Below are 24251 nucleotides of genomic sequence, written 5' to 3' on the forward strand. Positions count from 1 at the left end.
GATTTAAAAGGAAGAATAATCTTTTTTTAATCTTATTCAGACAAAAGGATGAATCATCCTATCAGGAAATAAAAATGTATCAGATAACAAACCTAATTAAGGAAATTTATACAGGTTGATTAAAGGTGAAATATTTTCTTAATTATTTAATTTAGCTGTATATTAAAAATGAATTATTATAAATTATAACTGCTTTATATCTTTAGCATATAAATATTTCTCCTTCACTATTAATTTGATGATTTTTACTTTATCAATTTCTTTATTAATTTGTGGGCGGTAAACTTAAATTTCTAACCTCAGTTTTGCATGAAAGATTCTATCACACAGAAGCAGATTCTACTCGCATTGACTAATGGAGATGAGCATGCTTTTGAGGATATTTATGAGCAGTATTTTCAATCGGTATATATTTTTGTGTTAGCTTATGTCAAATCTCCGGATCTGGCCCAGGATATCTGTCAGGAGATTTTTATGAAGGTCTGGAATAAGAGAGAACAATTTGCTCAGGTGCTGTCTTTTAAGCATTATCTTTTTACACTGGCCAAAAATCACACCCTTAATCAACTGCGAAAAATTTCCCGTTCTAATGCATCTTTGCAGGAAGTATTACGCTATTACCCGATCGCTGAGCAAACTACCGGAAATAATATACAACATAAAGAATACGAAAAGTTTATTGAGGAAGCATATGAAAAACTGTCTCCTACAGCCAAACGCGTATTTACATTATGCAGGGAACAGCAAATGACTTATGATCAGGTAGCTGAAGAAATGGGATTTAGTCGTGATGCTGTCAAAAAATATATGGTTCAGACTATGAAAACTTTCAGGTCTCTGCTATCCGGCCCATTGGATATACAGGTTTGTCTGTTTGTCTGTATGACAATTGATTTTATTTTTTTTAATAAAATTTAATTTAAGAGGTACCCTATATCCTCTTCGCGGTGTCTTATATTAAAAGGACCTTATTCCTACACCTTTTTATAACCAATTTAATGGATAATAATAAATTCTACAAAAAACTGGTACAACGTTATCATTCCGGCGAAGCAAATGAGCAGGAAATAGCTTTATTTCTGGAATTGCTAAGAACGGGTCAGATTGATGATATTATGGACCGACATATGAATGGGCAATTGAATATAGCTCCGGTGAATCAGCAAAGAATTCGTTTTTATACTTTTTTGAAATATGCAGTAGTCATATTGGTATTGATGCTGGCAGGAGGAGGGCTTTATTATAAACGTTACCAACAAGACAAAGAGAATGAAATCGCAAAAATGAATAATATTGGTCCTGCTATACCTAGAGCAATGCTGAAATTAGCAGATGGCCGTAATATTATATTGGATTCGACTTTTGGAGAACTTGTAGTAGAAGACAGTACTATTTTAGACAAATCAGGTAAACTGGTTCATGAAGGAGAGAATGAAATATATGAAGTCAGTGTGCCCCGAGGAGGTACATTTCATTTGAGTCTGAGTGATGGCTCTAAAGTGTGGCTGAATTCAGGGAGCTCCCTGAAGTTTCCTCAAAAATTTGCTGCAGATTTGCGTAAAATTGAGTTGAAGGGAGAAGCATTCTTTGAGATCAGAAAACAGTCAGGTACTAATGGTACACGTATACCTTTTGTCGTACAGACCGCAAAACAAACTATTGAAGTACTTGGGACCAGTTTTAATGTAAAATCCTACGGGCAGGAAAATGAAGAATCCACCTTATTTACCGGAATTGTAAAAGTAAAAAATAACAGTACAAACCATGAAGCACTTCTGTCCCCGGGTAACAGCGCTATTCTCGAAGAGAATGGCCAGATTAAGATCAGAAAGGCCGATCTCGAAGAAATTGCCAGCTGGCGGTCTGATGCATTTGTTTTCTACGAAACAAATATAAAAGAGATTTTAAATCAGTTAAGCCGCTGGTATGATGTTGATATTGTATTTGTCGGATCTTCTGATTATCAGTTTAACGGATATGTACAACGAAATGTCTCTTTGGGTGAGGCTTTGGAAACACTAAAAGGAACAGGAGAACTGGATTATCAGTATAAAGACCGGAAAGTAATTATAAACAGAAAAAAATGAAGTAGCCTATGCAGATATAATCGATAAAAAAAGAAAACGGTGAAGTTCGAGCAACACCGTTTAAATCTAGTTCAATTGACTAAAATAGAGGTAGTCAGTATTAATCAGTTAAAAACCAAATCAACCAAATGTATGAATTTAATCATATTATTCAAACAGTCTTTTGGCCTGAAATCTCCTTATGACAGGCCATTCACAGGAAAGTTTGTACTTTATATCAGATACACCTTCCTGTTTTTATGTCTGATCTTGTGTCAGGTACAAAGTAAAGCATACTCTCAGAATATTAACCTTTCCTTTAAGAATGAAAAGTTGGGGAGAGTATTAAAATCAATCAGTCAGCAGAGTGGGTACAGAGTGTTTTATAACAGTGAACTGTTAAAAGGAACAAAGCCTGTAACCATAGATATAAAAGCAGGCTCCTTACAAAAAGTCCTTGATATTGTTTTTCTCAATCAGCCTTTAAAATATCGTCTGGAAGGAAAATCTATCCTTATCAACCGGGAGAGTTCTGTACAGAATCTCTCTGTCCATGCTGCATATGAATCGCTTCAGGAGACAATTACCGGAACAGTTACTGATAGTGCAGGAAAAAGTCTTTCGGGTGTCACGGTAAGAATAAAAGAAACAAATAATATTACATCAACAGATGCGCAGGGATATTTTAAACTGACCGGATCAAAGCAAAATAGTGTAACACTTGTGTTCTCTTATATAGGTTATCAGACAAGAGAAAGTCTGTATACAGGCACGCCTCTGCAAATTGCCTTGCAGCCGGATATTGCTGATCTTGCTGAAATCGTAGTTATCGGATACGGAACAGTCAAAAAATCAGATCTTACAGGATCTGTTTCAACCATTTCAGCCAAACAGCTGAGTCAGGTGAATGGAGTTTCCAATGTGGCACAGGCATTACAGGGGCATGCACCGGGAGTGCGTGTCAATCAGGCTTCCGGTCAGCCCGGGGAAGGAATGAAGATACAGATACGGGGAACAAACTCTCTTGGTGCAAATAATGATCCGCTATATGTCGTAGATGGTATGATGCTGGACGGACTGACTGCACAGATCAATCCGGATGATATCGAAAGTGTATCTGTATTGAAAGATGCCTCTTCTACAGCTATCTATGGATCCAGAGGGGCAAATGGAGTGGTGATGATCACGACAAAGAAAGGTGCGACAGGCAAAACAAAAGTCTCCTACAATAATTATTTCGGAACACAGCGCCTGCGTAAAAAGATTGATGTTATCAATGCGCAGGATTTTGCTACACTTCAGAATGAAGTGGCTACTAATGACGGGAAACCGCTGCCCTGGACACAGACGCAGATCAATGATCTGGGAGAGGGGACGGATTGGCAGGATCTTGTATACCGGAAAGCTCCTGTACAGACACATAATCTGAGTCTGAGCGGAGGTAATCAGGATACTAAATATTTCACTTCTTTCGGATATTTTGACCAGGATGGTATTATCCGTAATTCAGGATTTCAACGTTTGTCTCTTCGTACGAATATTGATCATAAGTTGTTTGAAAAAATTAATCTGACAACTAATTTAAGTATTCAAAATTCAGCTTATGACCGTGCACAATACGAAAGTGCGGATGGTAGCGGAGGAATTCCCTGGTCTTCAATGGTATTGCCTCCTACTATGCAGGTGTATGATGCCAACGGCAATTATACTAAGTTCACCGGAGTATCCTGGGGAGAGACTAATCCGGTCGGAATATCTGAAAACTGGAAGAATAGAAATAACAGCTTACGTCTTATCGGTAATGTAGCCTTGTCGTATGAGATACTGGATGGGCTGAAATTAAAACTAAGTGCAGGGCTGGATCATGCATATAATAAACAGGATACCTATTTTCCAGGAAACATCAGTCTCGGTCAGCGAACTGTAGACGGAAAACCTGTTTTTGGCGTTGGTTCTAAGAATTACGGTAGTTCGACTACTTTTATCAATGATAACATTCTGGAATATCAGAAACAATTCGGAGATAAACATAAGCTGGATGCGTTGATAGGTTTGACTTATCAGACCAGTAGAAACGATGGATTGAATAGTGGTACCGGAGTAGGCTTTGCAAGTGACACCTATGAAACATCAAATATTCAGTCTGCCATTACCAAAGCACTTCCTTCATCTTCATTTGGTGACAACAGGTTACTTTCCTATATGGCCAGAGCTAATTATTCCTATGCAGATAAATATTTCCTGACGGTATCCGGCAGGAGGGATGGTTCATCCCGTTTTGGAGCAAATAATAAATATGCTTTTTTCCCCTCAGCTGCAGTTGCCTGGGCAGTATCACAGGAGGGTTTTTTAAAGGATAATCCAACCTTATCACTTCTGAAAATCAGAACCTCTTATGGAGAATCAGGGAATCAGGCTATTGCTAACTATCAGACACTCGCTAATGTTTCCGGGACGGATGCAATATTTAATAATCAGATAAATACAGGATTTATTCTGGCTGCACTTGAGAATGCAAATCTGAAATGGGAGACAACCCGCCAGTATGATATAGGAATGGATATGGGATTGTTTAACAACAAAATCCAGATCGTAGCCGATTATTATAACAAACGTACTAAAGATCTGTTGTTGAATGTGACTTTGCCCGGATCGGGTGGATTTGGTTCTGTATTGCAGAATATAGGTGTGGTGCAAAATAAAGGTTTTGAATTTCAAATCTCTGCTCAGCCCCGGCTGGGAGAGCATCTGAGGTGGAATCCTTCATTTAATATCTCCTTTAACCGTACCAAAGTACTGGATATGGGGACGGATGCTTATGGCCGGCCGGTGACTTTCAAAGAGATCGGAACAGGAGGTAACTGGTTTCCGACTATTGTAGGTCAGTCCATGATGCAATTGTACGGATATACGGTAGAAGGGGTTTATCAGACCGATCAGGAAGCCATTGCTAACGGAGAACCGTCAAAGAAAGCCGGAGACTACAGGTTTAAGAACTGGGATGGTCAGGGTACTGTCAATGATCAGGAAGATCGTACTGTATTGAGTCGTCTGGAACCTAAGTTTACGTTTGGCTTCAACAACGGATTTACCTACAAGGATTTTGATTTCTCTTTTATGATAGTAGGTAGCTATGGTAACGATATTGTCAACGAATTCAGGAAATACAATATCTCGCTCAACGGTAACTGGGCACCTACGCAGGAAGGATTTGATAACCGATGGAAAGGAAGCGGACAAGGGAACACATTTGACAAGCCAGGTGCAAATAGCGGTAGTCCGATACGGGATTATGCGAACTCCCTATGGGTAGAAAACGGATCATATCTGCGCTTACGCGATATTACGCTGGGATACACATTGCCTTTGCGTGTTACAGAGAGAATCCGTATGGCTAAGGTAAGGATATATGTGAGTGCGCAGAATTATCTGACGATAACCAATTACAGTGGTTTTGATCCGGAAGTTTCCTGGGCTTCTGCATCCGTAAACGGATGGGACAGAGGTAACTATCCGGCGACTAAATCAATTACAGCTGGTATCAGAGTTGATTTTTAAATTTTAAGAACATGAAAACGATATATAGTATATTCCTGTTACTTTTCACATTTCTGATACAGGGTTGTGAAAGTACATTGGTTGAAAAACCTCAGACAATTTTAAATCCGGATCAATTTTTCCTGAATCCCGGAAATTATGAGGCGTCTGTAAAAGGCATCTATAGTGGTCTGCCTTTGTATGTTACTTTTACACACGAAATGATCACTGATCTGTATGCGACTCCTTCTGCACAGGCAGAGCAGGCGCTACCGGTTTATAATAATCAACCTACACCTTCTTATTATAATGCACGAAGTGCCTGGAATGGCCCCTACGCAGTAATTAAAAATGCCAATTTCATTTTAAAGTATTTGCCAAATGCGCCGCTAGGGAGCACACAAGTCACAAATTTAACTGCCGAAGCCCGCTTTTTGAGAGGTTATGCGTTCTTTCAGTTGGTGCAGTTATTCGGAGATGTGCCTATGCCTTTGAAGGTTGCAGAAGATTACAATGGCTTAAGATTGCCCCGGACACCACAGGCAGAAGTGTATACCCAAATACTGGAGGATTTACTTTTTGCAGAAGCTAATCTTCCGGAGAATGCTCCACAGCAAGGGCGTGTGTATAAACTGGCTGCTACCGCGCTTCTGGCACGTGTATATCTCACCATGGCTGGTAATCCGTTGAATCAGACGAAATACTTTGCCGACGCATTGAAAAAATCTACTGATGTCATTAAATCCGGTAGATTTACACTTGTGGCAGATTATGCAGAAGTATTTCATAAACTAGCCTATACGACAGAATCTATCTGGGACAAGCAATATGTAGCAGACCGCGGAGGTAATTTCCTGCACGGCAGTTCCTGTACAGCGCCAGGATTTACACCTACATTAGTACCATCCGCCAATTTTATTAGTAGTTTTCCAAAAGGAGACAGACGCCTGTCCTGGGGAATTATGATTAATTATCCGGCTCCGGGTGGTCCGTTGGCCAGACCGTTTTTTCATAAATTTGTAGACGAAACACTGATTGACAGAGGTGTACTTCCATCAGGCTCGCTTGTATCGTATGCAATCCCTATGTTGCGCTACGCAGAAATGTACCTGATTGCGGCAGAAGCAGAAAACGCAATCAACGGACCGGCACAGGCATATCAGTATGTAAACGAAGTACGTAAAAGAGCAAGGTTGGACAAGAATGATCCGACACATGTGCCGGATCTGCAAAATTTGAGCAAAGAGCAGTTTCAGCAGGCCGTGTGGAAAGAGTGGGACTGGGAAATGCATGAGGAAGGTTTATCCTGGACGACAATGAAGCGTACGAATACATTCAATCGTATACAACAGCAGAGAGGAGCGACATTGACTGTTCCTGTCGGACCCTATAATCAGACCTGGCCTATACCGGTTGAAGAAATAATTAATAATAATATTCCTCAAAACCCTTTGTATCAATAGATATTTTTAACTTTAAGTATGAACTACGCCTTAACTTTTATGCCCCGTTTGTTAGCATTATATATTGTATGTGCTGTCGGGGGAGCTGTGACAGCAAATGCACAATCCACTCCAGTAAAAAAAATATATGTAGCCAAATCTGGCCGGGATAATAATCCCGGTACAGCAACACGGCCATATGCTACTCCAAATACGGCATTGCAGGCGGTATCAAAGTTGAAAAAGAGCGGATACAAAGGAACTGTTGATGTCATTATCAACGAAGGGACTTACTATCTGGATCGATCTCTCGATTTAAGTCATGAAGAGTCGGGAACAAAATCTGCTCCGCTAACAATCCAATCTGCTAAAGGTCAGCAGGTCGTGCTTAGCGGGGCAGTCCCTTTACATCTGCAATGGAAAAAGGGAGAAAAAGGAATCTGGACAGCTCAGGTGCCTAACGGTTTACGCTTTCAAAGTCTCTATGCTGATGGTAAGGCACTGGTCAGGGCCAGATATCCAAATTATGATCCCACTATCCTTCCGTTTCAGGGCTATGCTGCAGATGCTATCAGCCCGGAACGTGTCAGCAAATGGAAAAATCCGGAAGGTGCAATTGTACATGCACTTCATATCGGGAGATGGGGTGGTTTTCATTATCGGGTAACGGGAAAAGATATGGACGGTAAGTTACAGATGGAGGGAGGACTGCAAAATAACAGGCCGAGTAAGATGCATGATACATACCGTTATGTAGAGAATGTATTTGAAGAACTGGATGCACCCAATGAATGGTATCTGGAAGAAAAAACCTCCACGTTGTATTATTATGCTGCAAATGGAAAAAATCCGCAACAGCAGAAATTAGAAGCTCCGGTATTGGAGAATATTATAAGCATATCCGGCAGCAAAGCAAAGCCAGTGCATGATATCCATGTGAAAGGAATACATTTTGTACATACAACTCCTACCTTTATGAAGACCGATGAGCCTTTGTTGCGTAGTGACTGGACCATCTACCGGCAAGGCGCAGTCCGGATAGCTAATGCGGAGCGTTGCCAGATTTCAGGGTCTGATTTTTATGATCTGGGTGGTAATGCTGTATTTGTCAGCAACTATAACCGCGATGTGGTGATATCAGATAATCTTATCGAACGCATAGGTGCGAGCGCAATCAGTTTTGTGGGTAATCCCGATGCTGTGAGATCTCCTGCATTCCGTTATGAAAAATTTGTTCCGGAAGCGGATATGGACACTATTAAAGGACCCAAATCGGATGACTATCCTTTGAATTGTGAAGCTAGTAATAACCTGATCAGACATATTGGTCTGATTGAAAAACAGGTAGCAGGCGTGCAGATTTCTATGGCGTCAGCTATTCGCGTACTTCACAACACCATATATGATGTTCCAAGAGCAGGTATTAACGTAGGAGATGGGACCTGGGGAGGACATGATATCGCACATAATGATGTCTTTCGTACGGTGTTGGAAACCAGTGATCATGGTGCATTTAATTCCTGGGGAAGAGATCGGTTCTGGCATCCTGATCGCGAAGAAATGAACAGCCTGGCTACAGCACATCCGGATTGGGTGACGTTGGATGCTGTCGCGCCGACATTGATTCGGAATAATAGATTTCAATGTGATCATGGATGGGATATTGATCTGGATGACGGATCTACCAATTATCAGATTTATAACAATTTATGTCTGAGTGGAGGTCTGAAACTCAGGGAAGGGTTTTACAGAACAGTTTACAATAATGTAATACTCAATAACGGTTTTCATCCACATGTCTGGTTTAAAAATAGTCATGATGTATTCCGGAATAATATTTTGATGCAATCTCATCAGGATATACAAGTCAGGTATTGGGGTGATACAGTAGATTATAACTATTATACAAATATAGATGACCTAAAGAAAGATCAGGCGAAAGGGGTAGAGCAGAACTCCATCCTGTTGGATGGTACGTTTGCAGATGCTCCTAAAGGGGATTTCAGAATAAAGGGTAATATACCTGCGGGGTTCAAAAACTTTAATATGTTAGATGTGGGTGTTACCAGTTCACGATTGCTTGTGAAAGCAGCCAAACCTGAAATTCCTGCGCTTGCAAAGCAAAAAGGAAATCAGGGCAGCCAGATTGTGAGATGGGGCGGAGGAGAATTTAAATCAATTGAAACGCTGGGAGAACAGTCCGCTGCAGGATTGCCTGCTATAGCTGGTGTATTGGTTGTGAACCTGTCAGAAAACAGTACACTATACAAAAGCGGTCTTCGGATAGGTGACGTTATTGTCATCTGTCAGAAGACTGCTACCGATAGTGTCGATGATTTCATCCGAATAGCTAAAAGAGATGCATATACCGGTCAGTTAGCAGTCACGGTTTTCCGAAATCAGGTAAAACAGGATTTTATAGTAAAGCTCTGATACTGTCTGTTATTTTCACACTAATATTTTATAGACACGTCATTCCCAAAAGGAATGACGTGTTTTTTTTATTATTTGCTGCAGTTTTAAATCCTTGATTTGATTTAATATTGAGGCACACGCCGCAGGTGTACGCAAGAAAATTGTAAATTTATTTAAGTAAAATGCTGCTTTATTTGTTTTTACCATCAATTTTTGTAGTATAATTTCTACATTTTTAAAAGTATTAATTTTATTCTGTTTGATTTCGTAATAAGTTTTAAATTTCTTTTATAGAATATATAATAGTCTATTGTTAATCTAAAATAACTTTTGTTATAGTTTTAAATCTCTTTTTATGATAAATAATTGTCTCAAATATATACTTTGTTGCATTAACTAACAACCGGTTGCGTTTATTTTTATACATGTAAATCTAATATTCGTTAATTTTGATATTATCTAATGAGGAAATTAATTTTCAAAATTAACCGGTTATGAATGTTTGTGAAAATTGGGATGATAATACTTTGATTGACGAATTGAATATGGGCAATCAAATGGCATTTAAGGCCATTTATTTCCGATATTCAGGATTGCTTTATCGTTATGCCTTTAACATCCTCAGAGATGAAGAGGAATGTTCAGATGTTATTCAGGAGGTTTTCGTCTGGTTATGGGAAAACAGGACAAATCTTAATATTCTGAATCTCAAAAATTATTTGCTAGCTGTAGTAAAATATAAATTGATACGGGTCATAAGCTCCGGCAAAAGAAAAAAGGAAATTCTAGCCAAATCGCTCCCTGTTAATGAAACAGATACCACAAATGATCTGGAATTAAAAGAACTTAAACAGGCAATAACAGATTTTACAGCAATTTTACCGGTACGCGCGAGAGAAACATTTCAGCTTAGCAGAGAACAGTTTCTTACTAATAAGGAAATAGCTTTAGAAATGGGAATATCGGAAAAAACAGTAGAAGCACAGATGACCATTTCATTAAGAAAGCTCAAACTCTATCTCAATAGAAAATTTTAATTTTTTTTATATCCGCTTAGGGGATAGCCCTTCTTTATGGTACTTACTGGTATATAACCAATGTACAGCTCTGAACTGTACCGCAAAAAGTAATGGCCATTAAAAATAATATTGACGAGATTATTTCAAGAATTGCCGAAGGAAACTATTCGGAAGAAGACCTGCGTCAATATAATGCCTGGTGTAATGCACAACAGAGCAGAGGTGAGAGATCGGATTGGGTGGATCAGACAGATGACATATTTCGTTTTGTCAAAAAAAGAATCATACTAAAACGTCAACGGTATATCTTCGCGTCTTTTGCAACTGTTGCTGCAGCTTTGTTATTATTCCTGTTGCTGAAAATGTTTTGGGAAAATAATCAGCAGACAGATTCCGAAGATAGCGTTACCATGAGCAGTAAGCATCAGATTCCGGAAAGATTTGACGGTGTTGTGCTGACCTTATCTAATGGTGATACGGTACACGTAACATCGGAGATGAAGCAGGATCGTTTCGTTCAGAATACAAGTATAACCAATATTTCTGCGGATCACACATTACGTGTCTCCGATTCTCAATCGGGCACAGGTAACCCGGAAGTCAGCTTTAATACACTGGCAACATCACGAGGCCAGCAATTTCAGATTACACTATCAGATGGCACAAAAGTGTGGTTGAATGCTGCTTCTTCTATTCGTTATCCGCCTAGTTTTTCTCATCAGAAAGAAAGAAAAGTAGAGCTTAGCGGTGAAGCCTATTTTGAAGTAGCAAAAAATGCAAAGCAACCTTTTATAGTGACTTCACGTAATCAACAGGTCAAAGTCCTGGGTACACATTTTAATATTAACAGCTACGCAGATGAGCCTTTGGTCAAAACAACATTGCTGGAAGGAGCGGTAGAAGTCAATCAAAAAGTTGTACTTCTTCCCGGAGAACAATCCCGCATCGATAATGCACATCATATCAGCAAGCGAAATGTGAATACGGATATGGTGACTGCATGGAAAAACGGCTATTTCGAATTCCGGAATGAAAATATCTATGAAATTATGCGAAAAGTAACACGCTCCCATAATATAGACGTCGTATATGAAGGAATTATCCCACTAGAGGGAATGAGTGGTCAGATTCGGATCAAGGATGACCTTGTAAAAATAGTAGATATTCTTGGCTCAACAAAGCTTCTTAAAATTACACATAAAGATAATAAGGTTTACATCCGTAAACGCTGATATAAAGATTCACACACTAATTATTCTAAAACTTAATTGACAATTATATGGAACATAAAGATTACTAAACTCCTCTAAAATCAGCCGGATAAAACAAGATTTGTCCGTTGCAAGGCATTTTCCTGAAGATAGAAAATGCACATCAAAATATCCAATTTCTTAACTATAGCCATTATGAGGAATACTATTTTTGGGCTAAAAAAGCCCGATCCGGCTTTCTCGTTTAAAGCTGGTCGTCATTCCGGATACAGGTATCTGATGAATGCACTTATCCTGATCTCGTTACTTCAATTAAATACAACTGCAACTGCGCAAAAAATATCACTGTCCGAGTCCAATATTTCCGTAGAGAAAGTTGTCAAGACGCTGAAAGCTAAAACAGGATATGACTTTTTTTATGTAAACAGCCACCTAACCGATACATCTCCGGTCAGCATACGTATCAGGGACGGATCTATTAGAGAAGTGCTGGACGAACTGGTTAAAAATCAGCCATTAGCCTACGAAATAAAAGGTAATACTGTAGTCCTGAGACGAAGAGCGTTAACCAAAAACCAGGAAGTCGCTCCCAAGGCAGCTAAATCGGCATCTGTAACCGGATATGTCAAGGATGAAAAGAGAGAGCCTTTGCCTAATGTTGTTGTACGGGTCAAAGAAAACAACAATACAGTACAGACAGATGCTTCGGGTAAGTTTACGATAAATGTAGAACCCGGACAAACACTTATTTTTCGCCACATCAGCTATCAAGCTAAGGAGATTATTTATAGTGGACAGTCTGCGCTTAATGTGCAGCTTTCTGCCGGCAATACAGAAATATCCGAAGTCACGGTGATCGGCTACGGAACCATTAAATCCAAGAATGTGACAGGAGCTATCGCTAAAGTAGAAGCCAGAGATTTGAATGTCAGTGTAGCCCCCAGTTTTCTGCAAAGTTTGCAAGGGAAGGCGGCAGGGGTACAGGTACTTCAGGAAACAGGGCAGCCAGGTGCAGGTGTAAAAGTACAAATCCGGAGTAATCCGTCTTCTGCTAATGCCGGGGTACTCTATGTACTCGACGGTATACCCATTAACGATAATGCAGGACAGCCAAATCTTGCCGGTGGAATAGGTTCCAAATACGTATCCGGAGGAGTGGATAAGTCTCCATTGAATTTCATCAACCCCAATGATCTGGAATCCATTCAGTTTCTAAAAGATGCCAGTGCTGCTTCAATCTACGGTGCGCGTGCCGGAGCCGGTGTTGTGCTGTTGACTACAAAGAAAGGCCGGAACGGAAAATCGGCTATAGAATACTCTGGTAGTTACGGTATACAGAACGTGGATAAGATGTATGAGGTCTATGGTACCAAAGAGTATATGAAAAGGCGCAATCAGGTTAAAGAAGAATTGTGGTATATGAAGAATGGTGTAGGCCCTTATTACGGCACAAAAGATCCTTCTGCTGTAAAAGATCCTTTCAAGCCTGTTTACACACAGCAGCAGATAGATAATGCAACAGAAGGACAGACCGCCACAGAAGCCATTAGCCGAAAAGGGTATACACAACAGCATAATATCTTTATGTCAGGAGGAAATGATAAGACTCATTACTTCGCGTCCGGAAACTACTTTGACCAACGGGGCGTCCTGATCGCTACAGATTATAAGCGCTACAACGTCCGGATAAATCTGGAACATCAGGTTTCTGATAAAATTAATATAGGCGCTAATGTTATAATGTCTAATTCGCTGGCAAATAATACGGTTACTAATGGCCGGTATGAAAATGGAGGAATTGTTACCGCAGCTATTTACTGGTCTCCTGATATCCCGCTACGTGACGATAAAGGCGGATATCCGATAAGCCCGTATTATGCCAATATCCCCAATCCGCTATCCTATGCAACAGTAACAGATCTCACGAAAGCAAAACGTATCCTGACCAATGCATTCGGAGAATGGAAAATTATTGATGGATTAAAAGCAAAGGCCAGCTTCAGCTACGATCAGTCCACTTCCAAACGATCCAATTATTTCCCGAGAACATTTCTTTATGGCAGTCAGTCTAACGGATCTGCCACCATAGCCGAATCCGAATCACAGTCCAAACTATTGGAATATACACTCAATTACGACAAAAATATAGGCGAACTGCACCATCTGAATGCCGTAGCAGGCTATTCCTTTCAAAAAACAAACTGGGAAGGTTTTAATGCCGGTAATCAAAAATTCCTGTCCGATGCAACCAGTTATTATAATCTGTCAGACGGAGGATCTGACAAACCCACAGTGGGTTCCTATAAGGGAGAAACCATATGGGCCTCTTACTTTGCACGGGCTATCTATACCTACAGAGATAATATTACCCTTCAGGCTTCCATACGGCGTGACGGATCCACAGTCTTTGCGAAGAACAAAAAATGGGGATATTTTCCTGCAGTATCAGCGGGTTGGGTGCTGTCTGACGAGGTCTGGCTGAAGGATAGTAAGACTTTACCTTTCCTTAAGCTGCGTGCCGGATACGGTGAAACCGGAAACAGTTCTTTCGGTGCCTCAGCATTTGAGCTATATAGAACCGGAGTAAGTACTTATTTTGGAAATAATATGGTCAGTCCGGGACTTGCAAAGATACAGGATGCTAATCCGAATCTGACCTGGGAAACGGCCGGAGAATTTAATATAGGTACGGATTTTGCTTTGTTTGACAACCGGTTGTCAGGATCTGTGGATTATTTCAATAAAACTATTCGCAACCTGATTGTATTCATCCCTTATCCTAAAGGATTTATTGTTGATGGCGTATTTGGTAATGCGGGTAAGACCCGGTCTGCAGGATATGAAATCAGTCTGGAATCTAAAAATATACGGCCACATGATGGAGATGGATGCAGCTGGTCTACCCGTATTAATCTGTCCCATTACAAGAACTACTGGTTAGAACGTACGGAAATGGCTTTGAAAGCCCTTCAGCCTTATCAGGTTGCAACAGGAAGTCAGGCGCTATACAGGCCGATCTACGGTTATATAGCGGATGGTTTCTTCACCGGTAAATCCGGAGAGGCACCTGCTCATATGCCAGGCATGCTGCCTGGTGGTGTGATTATCAAAGATATTAATGGTTTTGACAGCAATGGTAAGCTTACCGGACAACCGGATGGAAAAATCACAGATGCAGATATGACACTTTTGGGTAATGCCGAACCAGCACTCAACTTTGGTATAGGCAATACGTTTCATTATAAGGGATTTGATCTGAATATCTACTTTTCGGGTCTGAAACAAAAGCGCTGGTCCCCTGTACAGGGAATCAGTGGGGGAGATGTTAGTCTGAATAGCTTTGGCTGGAATGCGATGCCAACAAAGGAACAGCAATGGAGTGTCTTTAATACCAATGGTACATTACCTACTGCTCTGGATGATCCTAGTTATGGCAGATATCAGGGATCCTCTACTTACTGGTTGATAGATGGCACCTTTCTGCGTGCCAGAAACATTACGCTTGGCTATTCCTTCCCGAGCAGCTGGATCAGCAAACAAAAAGTATTCTCCAGTCTGAGAGTATCCTTTGATGTACAAAATGCCTTTACCATCACGAAGTACCCCATGTTTGATCCGGAGCTTAACAGAGATAACTTCTATCCGATGGTGAGAAGCTATGTCTTTGGTCTGAATGCATCATTTTAATAAAAAAGTTAACAGTGTGAAAGTAAAGTCTGAATATTAACAACTACTTACACGCATAAAAAATATATAGCGATGAAAAATAAAATTAACAGATACACTTACAGATTATTTGCGGTTTCCTGCCTTTTTACCGGGCTATTCTGGCTCAACAGTTGTGAAAAGGGGCTGGATTATGTCTCCTATGGGGAGCTAAATAATGTGGTCATGACCCCTGAGGGTATTGGTGCCGCTCTTAATACTGCCTATACAGGTCTGGTCGGAGGAACAGACTGGCAAGGTGGCTGGACTTCGGCATCTAATTCATGGCGCGCACAAAACTTTTTATCTACTGATGAAGGGACCTGTTCATGGGGAGGTGATTGGCAACGGATGCCTGAACTCAATTTTACCCCGGATTTTGCGTGGGTGACTGATCACTACAGCCGCTACCTTGCGTTTATTTCGCGGATTACCATTACACTTGATAATGCTGAGAATGTATCTATGGATGCAAATTTTAAAAAGCGTTATATAGGCGAGCTGAAAGCATTACGAGCCAATTACGCAATGATGCTTTATTTTGCTTATGGTCCGCTGACCATTATTACAGATCCAAAGGTTGCAGCAGATCCTTATGCGACTCCAGTACCAAGACCAACCAGTGCGCAGATGGTGAAGCAGATAGAAGAGGATTATCTTGCAGCAGCTGCAGTTCTTCCGGATAAATGGACAGGTGAAAATTACGGACGGTTTTCGAAAGCCGCTGCTTTGACTGGACTAATGAAAGTCTATATGCATGAAAAACAATGGGACAAAGCCGTAGATGCAGGTAATCAGATCAAAGCAATGGGATATGCTCTGCAGACCAATTATCAGGATTTGTTCAATATCAATAATAAAGGGGGCACATCTCCTGAAATTATCCTTCCTATAATTTGTACGGCTACAGGTGGAGATCAATATACCAATATGTGGCTTGCTCACGCTTTGCCATCAGATTACAAAGATCCATCCGGAATACCGTTAACTGCATGGGGAGGGTATAAGATGCGCTGGACTGCTTACGATAAATTTGATAAACGGGATAAACGGTTGTCTGTTGTTCTGGAAAAATATCCGACAGGAAGGAACGCGGATGGAACCATTATCTATAAAGATGCACGTGCAAGCGGTGAATTAGGTGCTATACCTATGAAATTTGCTCCGGATCCATCTAAAACCAATTCGCAGAACAGTGCAGTAGATTTTGTCGTATATCGTTATGCTGATGTATTGCTTATGCTGGCCGAGAGTATAAATGAAGACAAAGGCGGACCTACGGATGCCGCTTATGAAGCGATCAATCTGGTGCGTCAGCGAGCTGGTCTTCCGGATCTTCCTGCGGGCTTAAGCAAATCTCAGTTTCTGGAAAAAGTACAGGATGAGCGCCTTTTCGAGTTGTGGGCTGAAGGTTGGCGCCGGGATGATTTGATTCGCTGGGGGCTGTATATCAAGCGGGCTATTGATCGGGGATCGATCTTTGCCAAACCTGAATTTGTACTGTATCCGTTACCGCGGGCAGCCATTAATCAGAGTAATGGTGTGATCAAACAAAATCCGGGCTACAACTAGCATACATATGATCGGATAGCATACGTATGTTATCTTTATAAAATGTTCACACAAAACTAATCCGGTTGTCTGACGGCAGCCGGATTAATTAACTATCTCTCTGTAAAAGCTCTTTGTCGTCTGTTAAGAGATTATATACTCATCCACCAAACGGTAATGGAATATCCTATTTTACCTTATCAACTTTTCAGACATTCTCATTTACTTAATACTTTTAACTTATCCCGGCTTTACTTTTTTATCATTATGATCGCATGTTGTAGCTGATTTTCTACATCGTATCTTTTTTATATTAAATGATATTGTTGTATCTTGCAATGTAAATTTTGTAACCATAGCAACCTAAAGACAAGATTTATTTTATTGCCTTTATCCTTGATAATTATTTTTTAACTTTTTGTTTTGGAATGTAAGAAAATAATATTCCTCTTAATAATAGATCATTAATTCAGGAATATTGAAAAGAGCAGATAATAGAAATACAAATATATTTTTTACACACTAAGTATTGATAGTACACGATTATGAAAATTTTCATAGTGGATCAGCATCAAATTACTATTGATGGTCTTGCGGCTGTCTTACGTGAAAACGGATGGGGTAATATTGTTGGATCTGCAAACAGTCCTGCACAGGCTGTAAGCTGGCTTCAGCAGTATGAGGCTGATCTCATTATCACAGAAACAAGATTTTCAGAAGGTAGTGTCTGCGAGCTTATCAAACTTGTAAAAGAAAAACTACCGCATACTAAAGTACTGATCCTTACAGGAGAAAATAGCATACGTAAAATCAATGAGCTCTTTCGACAGGGGATAAGTGGATTTATAGATAAACGCAATAATTGTAATGAAATTGTACGTGCTATTACGTGCATTCGCAACGGCGAGGCCTATATGGGGGAAGATTTGCGCAAACGTATTCTGGAAAAATTTTCATGCTCCTCGAATGACAGACATCCTAATGATGCAGCAACAATTCTTGAACGCCTTACGAACAGAGAAATTGAGATTATTCAACTTATCTGTGAAGGGTACAACAGTAAAGATATTTCAAAAAAGCTATTTATCAGTTTTAATACAGTAGAAACCCATCGTAAACATGTGTTCCAAAAGCTGAATGTCAGGAATTCACTAGGACTACTACGTTTTGCGTTACAGCACGATCTTATCTAATACGAGTTTCACCTCTGAACTTGGTCTTAGCGTCAGTCCTGAGATAAATTTATAGCATAGTTTTCCGTATTGATCTGAGTCGGTATTAATAGCTAAGTCAGTTCTTTTAGTCTAAAATCATTCGTACAGAGCAAAAAACAGCTAAAAACTTACATTATCTAATCCTTATTTCTTATTCCCAGTCCGGCATCATAGCATTTGTAAATAAGAGTTTTCGTGAGGTTTCACTTGATATTCCAATTTTGTAAATATCTTTTTGAGAAATACCATCATTTGATGTTTGTGTAAATATGATTTCTGCCTCATTTGGTGAAAATCTGGCATCCAGATCATTATAACCAGCCGGAATTTTTGTAAATGAAGAGAGGTCAGTTTTTGTATTATCTGACAGGTTATACACGAAAATATGTGAATTTAATTGTCTGTAATCTGCATTTTCATACCCTGAAATATCATAGGTATACAATATTTTTTTCCCATCAACCGAAAAATTCAATCCTCCGGCTGCTCCTTTTACATTTTCCAATATAGTCTGCTGTCTGTTTCCCAACATATCGATCACATATATGGCAATATGATACCCGTTTATATCATTGGTTTTTAAGACTATTCTGGATCCTTCGTTACTCCAGTCGCATTCGGAAATAAAACTTCCGTCAGGTGTTCGGTATACCAGTTCAGTGCCACTGCCGTCTTTGTTGACCCGGTAGAGTTTATCATAACTGGGATACAGGATTTCCTTACCGTTTGCACTCCACGCAAAATCCAGTTCTGCTATATTGAAACCGGCTACAGCGACGGTTGTTACTTTTAAAACACCAGAACCATCGGGTTTGGCTGTAAAAATATGGGCATTACCATCTGTAACCTGTATGAATGCCGTAACTCCTGCAGCATTACTCTTCCTTGCTCTCAGGCTGTTTGTATTTGAATTGGTGAAATTAAAAGATTTGTTATTCTCATCGGTAGAAATAATACTGTAATTGTTGTTGGATTTCCGGACAAAGTGAAAACGGTTTTGAGGTACTTCTGAAGTAGTGAACTTGTATACCGGACTAAACACTTCGGTGTGGAGACTATCTGAAACAACAACCTGCCAAAAGTAACTTGTGCCATAGTTCAGATTATCAAGTTGGTATGTTTTGGCTTTTATATTTTTAATATCACGCACATCTTCGGACTTATTATTCTTAATAATCAACCTGTAGCTGAGACTATCTGAATCCGGATCTGTACAATTCCAGGAAAGTTTTATGTTAAGGGGAATTTCCTGAGCATTGTCGACTGGACTGAGCAGTTGCGGTACAGTAGGAGGGGAATTCAGAGACTTGTCATCCTTCATTTCGAAAACCAGACTCACAGATTGATCAGAGGTTATAAGATTAGCACCTTTTATTTCCATGATAAAACCACTCAATTCAGCTTTTACAGCATAATCACCCAAAGGCATATCCGGAATTTCAAATGTCCCGTCTGCTGAGGAGAAGACTGTTTGGGTGGTAGGGGCTGTTGTGATTTTTACCTTGGCGAGAGGTTCATTTGTTTTAGACTTTACAACTATTCCTTTTACTCTTGCTGTCACGGTTTTTTCAATAAGCTCTTCGCTGCAACCGGTACAGAAAAAAAAGAGAATACAGATAACAAGGCCGCGTGTTAAATATGCTTTCATGGTACTTGCGCTTTATTTTTTTATACTATTAGTATCGAAATAGTAATGGACACCAATTCCGAACCTGAATAAATTGTCTTTTCTTTTCCCGCCAATATACCCATCCAAATTATCTTTAAATCCAAAGTCATATTCACCAAATCCTCGTATACCAATGCTGCTGTGCGGAAGATATTCGATTCCTGTCCCGATATTAAAAAGAGGATAAATCGGACTTAAATACCGGTTACTGAGACCTGTAAAAGAAAAGCCGCTGTAGAGATAAGGAGACAGATTGTCTTTAGGCATAAAGATATATTCCAAATTGATGTCTGTACTGTTAAACTTTTTCTTAAAGACATCTTTATTTTCGAGATTAAAAACGGAATGTGTTATCCCGACACTGAATTTGTCGTCTAAAAATAACCGTATACCAGCCTGCGGACCTATTCCTGTACGACTGTTTTTATAATCTCCTTTGAGTGTATGGCCACTGGCGCCCAAATAGAGTCCTATCTTTCCTCTTTTAGGGTTCAGTATTCTTCCGTCTATCCTGAGATTATCATTAATTTGTTTTTCCAGTGAATAAGACGCAAGAAGGTTTTTAAATTCCATCGTTTGCTGATCGTTTACCTGCCAGAGATTATCTTTATAGCCTTCCATGACTAAAGAATACACAGCCTTCTCTATAGCTTCTTTTACAGCCAGATGTACCGGTTCATTTTTGGTAAAGCCTATTTCTGCTTCCAGTAACCGTTCGGGATCTACATAGCGAAAGAAAGATCCGTTTACCGATTGGGAAAGAATTGTTTTGGACGTGTACACTGTTTTAAGTATCATCCCGTTATTGGTCGATACAGCACGGAGATAGACAGATATACGATCCTGACGATACTGGCTCCCTCCGCCTATACCAAAATACCGTGCCCCGACACCTCCTGTGACCAGATTGAAGTCGTAGGATATAATACCTCCTTCGATAATAATTCCTGCAAAGAGAAGAGGGGGCAGTAGAGTGGTTGTTGCAGGGTTTTGATTCTGTAGATTTGCATATTCTTGTCTTGTAGATTTTATGATCTGTCTTTCATTAAGCAGATCACTTATATTCTCCCGTTCAATAGTTGTAAACCATTTGGAATCTTCCAATGCTTTAAGCAGGATGGATGTAGTACCCTGAGGGATAGCCGTACTCCAGTTGGCGATGTTATCTGATGCTTTATACTGCCCGGTCTGATCTTTAAATTTATAAACCGCAACCACTGTTTTTTCTTTAGGAACCGGGAGTGTTCTCAACATATTAGTATAGGGAGTCACCTCTCCGAAATTCGAAGGCTCCTGACGCGTAGGTGCTTTTATCAGTGCACTGCAACCGGACAAAAAAACTATTAAAAAAGAGAAATAAAATAAAAATTCTCTGTACTTATATTCAACAAGCATATGTTGCAGTGCATTTAAAGTAAAAATGAAAACTATATGATGCTCAGGATATATTCGGAATATTAATATCTGTTTGTTCTCCGGTGTTGATATCGATGATATTTATATTGAGTCCGCCATAGTATTCGGCTATGGTTATATTCATCGTTCCTAATGTATATACACCTGGTTTCATTGGCTTAGAACCTGTTTCATCTCCAAACAGATCTCTCGAAATTTTACTCAGAATCTGTCTGTTCAGATTATCTTGAAAACTACCTATCGCTGAAGCCGGTTTATAGGATTGAGGTTTGGGATCATCAAATTTATTCTGCGCATTGGCTGAACTCAACAGCCACTGGTAGTTAAACGTTTCACCTCCAAATGCCGGATTGACAGGTTTATACACAAATTGTTGCGCATAAGTCTTTTGTCGAACCACTAAGCATATTGTCATTGACAAAAGGAAAATTAAATAGTATTTTTTCATCTGCATGGATTTTATTATCAGGGATATGACAGGACACGATCGCTTATTTTTACAAGACTGATTTTATATAGTTATCATATTTTTATACTTTATAAAGTATTTATCAATTAAATTCCTTTAATCAATAATCCTCTGTTTCTGTTGTAATTGTTAATCTGCTGCAGGCAGAGCTGCAATTGTAAATTCAGGTATTCTTCATTAGGTATAGCTCTTAGTGTGAAGATGATTAGATCTTCCACCTCAACACTTATTATACCGTTATTGCTAAAAGATGGAAGTTCACGCAAAGTAATGGTGAACGTATATTTCTCTGTAGATTGACTATATTGCGCATATAACATATCAAAAAAATCTTTTCCGATTTTGCTTTTTGTATTATCCACCATTATACCTTTTATGGAATAGTCCTCATGAGATGCTTTCTTTGAACCTACTGTAACAGTTGTTTGCTTTTGAGTTGGGGTTCGTGCATTCGGATCAATATTGATAAAAACAGAATCCTTTGAGATTAATGCATTTTCTTTTTCATTCCGTATAAAAAGATAGATTTTTAACTGATCGTCCGGTGTAAGATTTAAAGATATTTCGGAAAGAAGTTTTTCTTCGTCAGGTTTAACGACAAACTTACCTTCTTGTTTATTGTTAGATAAATTTCCGGAAGGAGATTGTTTAATGGCAATCAAAAGGTAATTCAGATCATGGATGATTACATCGTCGTTGACCGCCTTTGCTTTTATATTAAGCATACCTTCCGTCTGTTTGACATTAAGGACTGCTTTGATTTCTGACTTGTTCATATAAGGCTGTGCAAACAGCATTGAAGGAATACAGTTCAGTATAATGATGCGTACTATACGAAAGAAATTCATGCTGCTCACAGTTATTTATTTATTATTTACTTGTATGGTTCTGTTTTTACCTGAGATCTCTATAGACATGCCGTTGGAGATAGAATTTCTACACTGTTATTATCTCCGATAATAGAGATATTCATACTTGCAGGATCAGCAAACAATTTGTCCCTATAATAAATGTTGTTGCTGTTACCCTGCTGTATGCTGATAAGTATATCATTTTCGAGAAATACATCAGCTTTATTTTTATTGCCCTCCTGTATGATTATACTCTGTGCAGGATGCATATCGACTGCTGTTGAATGTAAATTCAATATGTTCAGCAGATTTGAAGAGTTAATATCTTCTATATGAATTTTCTTGTTATTTTCCTGTCCATAGGCACAGCTGATTCCAACAATCAGAATGCCTGCACATAATAATTCTGCACGATATATTAAAGTTGACATATCCTTAAAAAAGCAAGAAAGACCGATGATATATTATAGTTGAGTTAATTAATATATCAAAGGTCTGTCTATAAGTTAGTGTGTTGTAATAAGTTAATTGCTTTGGTATATTGTCATAGTATTTCCGATACCTGTCTGATTGCCTACATGCATATTAAGGTCTCCAAGCTGTGTCACATAAGATGAATTTGCAATCCCCATTTGTGTATCAAATGATTGGTTGCCATCTCCTTTTTGGTTTTGTGAGATCAGATTCAATGCACCTGTCTGATTAGCAATTGCCGTGTTTCCATTGCCCAACTGATCTTGTAAGCTCAGGTTTAATAATCCATTTTGAGAAGCCGCAGCACTATTTCCATCACCATTCTGTGTCTGGATTGCAGCATTAGCTATACCGTCTTGAATTATTTGTCCATTATTGCCGTTACCTGTCTGTGACTGGATTGCCAAATTGGCTACGCCGTTTTGCTGAGAATTGGCCATTTGATTGTCACCCACCTGTGTCTGAACGGAAGCATTCAGCGCTCCTGTTTGTATTGCCAAAGCGCCATTGTTGGTCCCTAACTGTGTTTGCAATACTACATTGGCAATACCATTCTGAATAGAAGCAGCTTTGTTGTCCACTCCGATTTGTGTCTGTACTGTCAGATTTGCAATACCATTCTGCATAGAAGCTGCATCGTTACCGACTCCAATCTGATTCTGTACTGTCAGGTTAGCAATTCCATCCTGATCTACACTGGCTTTGTTAGCAATTCCCAATTGGTTTTGTCTGCTTACATTAAAGTAGCCATTCTGATCAACTGTCGCACTGTTAGATATTCCCAATTGATTTGTAATATTGGAATTAGCAGCTCCAACCTGTGTTACATCAATCGCATTGTCAATTCCGATACTGGTTGACTCATTTCTGTTGATCGACCCGGTTTGTGTTGTTTTGGCGCGATTCAGTACACCTAGCTGATCAATTTTGTTGTAATTCATCAGGCCGACCTGTGTGACCTGAGCGCTGTTCGCAATCCCCGTCTGGGTTGTGAAATCCTGATTCCCTTGTGCCATAGCAAAACTTGCACTGGCAAGCGCGCACGCTGTAAATAATAGCTTTCTCATAACTTTTATGTTTTTTGGTTTATTTGATGTCAAAGCTATAAAACAGAATGCGTTGTATATATCACCCATTTAGTGATATTGAAATATCACATAAAATAGTGATGCACTATTAAGCCCTTGAAAAAGGAAGAAGTAGGAGGGCAAA

At 39.4% G+C, this 24251-nt stretch carries 16 protein-coding genes; 10 read left to right on the top strand and 6 right to left on the bottom strand.

All coding sequences use genetic code 11. The annotated features are described in order from the left end of the window. Positions 1–309 precede the first annotated feature (309 nt). The 10 genes from I6J02_RS17640 (at position 310) to I6J02_RS17685 (ending at position 18139) form a co-directional block, all read left to right on the top strand. Positions 310–918: an RNA polymerase sigma factor gene (locus I6J02_RS17640; protein WP_201679134.1), complete on the top strand. Its 609-nt coding sequence runs from the start codon at positions 310–312 to the stop codon at positions 916–918. A gap of 80 nt (positions 919–998) precedes the next feature. Next, positions 999–2087 (top strand): FecR family protein, encoded by a 1089-nt coding sequence (locus I6J02_RS17645; protein ID WP_201679135.1) that lies wholly within the window; start codon positions 999–1001, stop codon positions 2085–2087. 132 nt (positions 2088–2219) lie between these two features. Then, on the top strand, positions 2220–5624 hold the full coding sequence (locus I6J02_RS17650) for a TonB-dependent receptor (protein ID WP_236582142.1): 3405 nt from the start codon (positions 2220–2222) through the stop codon (positions 5622–5624). Between the two features lie 11 nt (positions 5625–5635). Next, a complete protein-coding gene (locus tag I6J02_RS17655) occupies positions 5636–7066 on the top strand; it encodes a RagB/SusD family nutrient uptake outer membrane protein (RefSeq protein ID WP_201679136.1) in 1431 nt (476 codons plus the stop codon). 18 nt (positions 7067–7084) lie between these two features. Beyond that, the gene (locus I6J02_RS17660) at positions 7085–9478 is read left to right on the top strand and encodes a PDZ domain-containing protein (protein ID WP_201679137.1); all 2394 of its coding nucleotides are present in this window, start codon (positions 7085–7087) and stop codon (positions 9476–9478) included. A gap of 476 nt (positions 9479–9954) precedes the next feature. Next, a complete protein-coding gene (locus tag I6J02_RS17665) occupies positions 9955–10497 on the top strand; it encodes a sigma-70 family RNA polymerase sigma factor (RefSeq protein WP_201679138.1) in 543 nt (180 codons plus the stop codon). A 92-nt stretch (positions 10498–10589) separates the two neighbouring features. After that, positions 10590–11711 (top strand): FecR family protein, encoded by a 1122-nt coding sequence (locus I6J02_RS17670; protein WP_201679139.1) that lies wholly within the window; start codon positions 10590–10592, stop codon positions 11709–11711. Between the two features lie 174 nt (positions 11712–11885). Further along, complete coding sequence (locus I6J02_RS17675) at positions 11886–15377, top strand: TonB-dependent receptor (protein ID WP_201679140.1); 3492 nt, start codon at positions 11886–11888, stop codon at positions 15375–15377. 72 nt (positions 15378–15449) lie between these two features. After that, complete coding sequence (locus I6J02_RS17680; protein ID WP_201679141.1) at positions 15450–16967, top strand: RagB/SusD family nutrient uptake outer membrane protein; 1518 nt, start codon at positions 15450–15452, stop codon at positions 16965–16967. A 524-nt stretch (positions 16968–17491) separates the two neighbouring features. Further along, positions 17492–18139 (top strand): LuxR C-terminal-related transcriptional regulator, encoded by a 648-nt coding sequence (locus tag I6J02_RS17685; RefSeq protein ID WP_201679142.1) that lies wholly within the window; start codon positions 17492–17494, stop codon positions 18137–18139. A gap of 172 nt (positions 18140–18311) precedes the next feature. Here the strand turns inward: I6J02_RS17685 and I6J02_RS17690 are convergent, their stop codons facing one another. The 6 genes from I6J02_RS17690 to I6J02_RS17715 all read right to left on the bottom strand — a co-directional run bounded on the left by I6J02_RS17690 (position 18312) and on the right by I6J02_RS17715 (position 24106). Beyond that, positions 18312–19808 carry a carboxypeptidase regulatory-like domain-containing protein gene (locus I6J02_RS17690; protein WP_201679143.1) on the bottom strand — a complete coding sequence of 499 codons (1497 nt, stop codon included), beginning with the start codon at positions 19806–19808 and terminating at the stop codon, positions 18312–18314. Between the two features lie 12 nt (positions 19809–19820). Beyond that, positions 19821–21224, bottom strand: coding sequence for a CsgG/HfaB family protein (locus tag I6J02_RS17695; protein WP_201679144.1), 1404 nt, complete (start codon positions 21222–21224; stop codon positions 19821–19823). 43 nt (positions 21225–21267) lie between these two features. Beyond that, positions 21268–21645 (bottom strand): curli production assembly/transport component CsgF, encoded by a 378-nt coding sequence (locus I6J02_RS17700; RefSeq protein WP_236582143.1) that lies wholly within the window; start codon positions 21643–21645, stop codon positions 21268–21270. Positions 21646–21800: 155 nt separating this feature from the next. Then, the gene (locus I6J02_RS17705) at positions 21801–22490 is read right to left on the bottom strand and encodes a curli production assembly/transport protein CsgE (RefSeq protein ID WP_236582144.1); all 690 of its coding nucleotides are present in this window, start codon (positions 22488–22490) and stop codon (positions 21801–21803) included. 131 nt (positions 22491–22621) lie between these two features. Next, positions 22622–22996: a hypothetical protein gene (locus I6J02_RS17710; RefSeq protein WP_236582145.1), complete on the bottom strand. Its 375-nt coding sequence runs from the start codon at positions 22994–22996 to the stop codon at positions 22622–22624. Between the two features lie 93 nt (positions 22997–23089). Continuing rightward, a complete protein-coding gene (locus tag I6J02_RS17715) occupies positions 23090–24106 on the bottom strand; it encodes a curlin (RefSeq protein ID WP_201679147.1) in 1017 nt (338 codons plus the stop codon). Between the last annotated feature and the right edge of the window lie 145 nt (positions 24107–24251).

Source organism: Sphingobacterium spiritivorum, from assembly GCF_016725325.1.
Classification (GTDB): domain Bacteria; phylum Bacteroidota; class Bacteroidia; order Sphingobacteriales; family Sphingobacteriaceae; genus Sphingobacterium.

Excerpts from the sequence above, each read along its gene's own strand:
- I6J02_RS17705 (WP_236582144.1), bottom strand. The coding sequence starts at position 22,490 with ATGAACAAGTCAGAAATCAAAGCAGTCCTTAATGTCAAACAGACGGAA.
- I6J02_RS17640 (WP_201679134.1), top strand. The coding sequence starts at position 310 with ATGAAAGATTCTATCACACAGAAGCAGATTCTACTCGCATTGACTAAT.
- I6J02_RS17645 (WP_201679135.1), top strand. The coding sequence starts at position 999 with ATGGATAATAATAAATTCTACAAAAAACTGGTACAACGTTATCATTCC.
- I6J02_RS17685 (WP_201679142.1), top strand. The coding sequence starts at position 17,492 with ATGAAAATTTTCATAGTGGATCAGCATCAAATTACTATTGATGGTCTT.
- I6J02_RS17690 (WP_201679143.1), bottom strand. The coding sequence starts at position 19,808 with ATGAAAGCATATTTAACACGCGGCCTTGTTATCTGTATTCTCTTTTTT.
- I6J02_RS17655 (WP_201679136.1), top strand. The coding sequence starts at position 5,636 with ATGAAAACGATATATAGTATATTCCTGTTACTTTTCACATTTCTGATA.
- I6J02_RS17650 (WP_236582142.1), top strand. The coding sequence starts at position 2,220 with ATGAATTTAATCATATTATTCAAACAGTCTTTTGGCCTGAAATCTCCT.
- I6J02_RS17710 (WP_236582145.1), bottom strand. The coding sequence starts at position 22,996 with ATGTCAACTTTAATATATCGTGCAGAATTATTATGTGCAGGCATTCTG.
- I6J02_RS17715 (WP_201679147.1), bottom strand. The coding sequence starts at position 24,106 with ATGAGAAAGCTATTATTTACAGCGTGCGCGCTTGCCAGTGCAAGTTTT.
- I6J02_RS17665 (WP_201679138.1), top strand. The coding sequence starts at position 9,955 with ATGAATGTTTGTGAAAATTGGGATGATAATACTTTGATTGACGAATTG.
- I6J02_RS17695 (WP_201679144.1), bottom strand. The coding sequence starts at position 21,224 with ATGCTTGTTGAATATAAGTACAGAGAATTTTTATTTTATTTCTCTTTT.
- I6J02_RS17670 (WP_201679139.1), top strand. The coding sequence starts at position 10,590 with ATGGCCATTAAAAATAATATTGACGAGATTATTTCAAGAATTGCCGAA.
- I6J02_RS17680 (WP_201679141.1), top strand. The coding sequence starts at position 15,450 with ATGAAAAATAAAATTAACAGATACACTTACAGATTATTTGCGGTTTCC.
- I6J02_RS17660 (WP_201679137.1), top strand. The coding sequence starts at position 7,085 with ATGAACTACGCCTTAACTTTTATGCCCCGTTTGTTAGCATTATATATT.
- I6J02_RS17675 (WP_201679140.1), top strand. The coding sequence starts at position 11,886 with ATGAGGAATACTATTTTTGGGCTAAAAAAGCCCGATCCGGCTTTCTCG.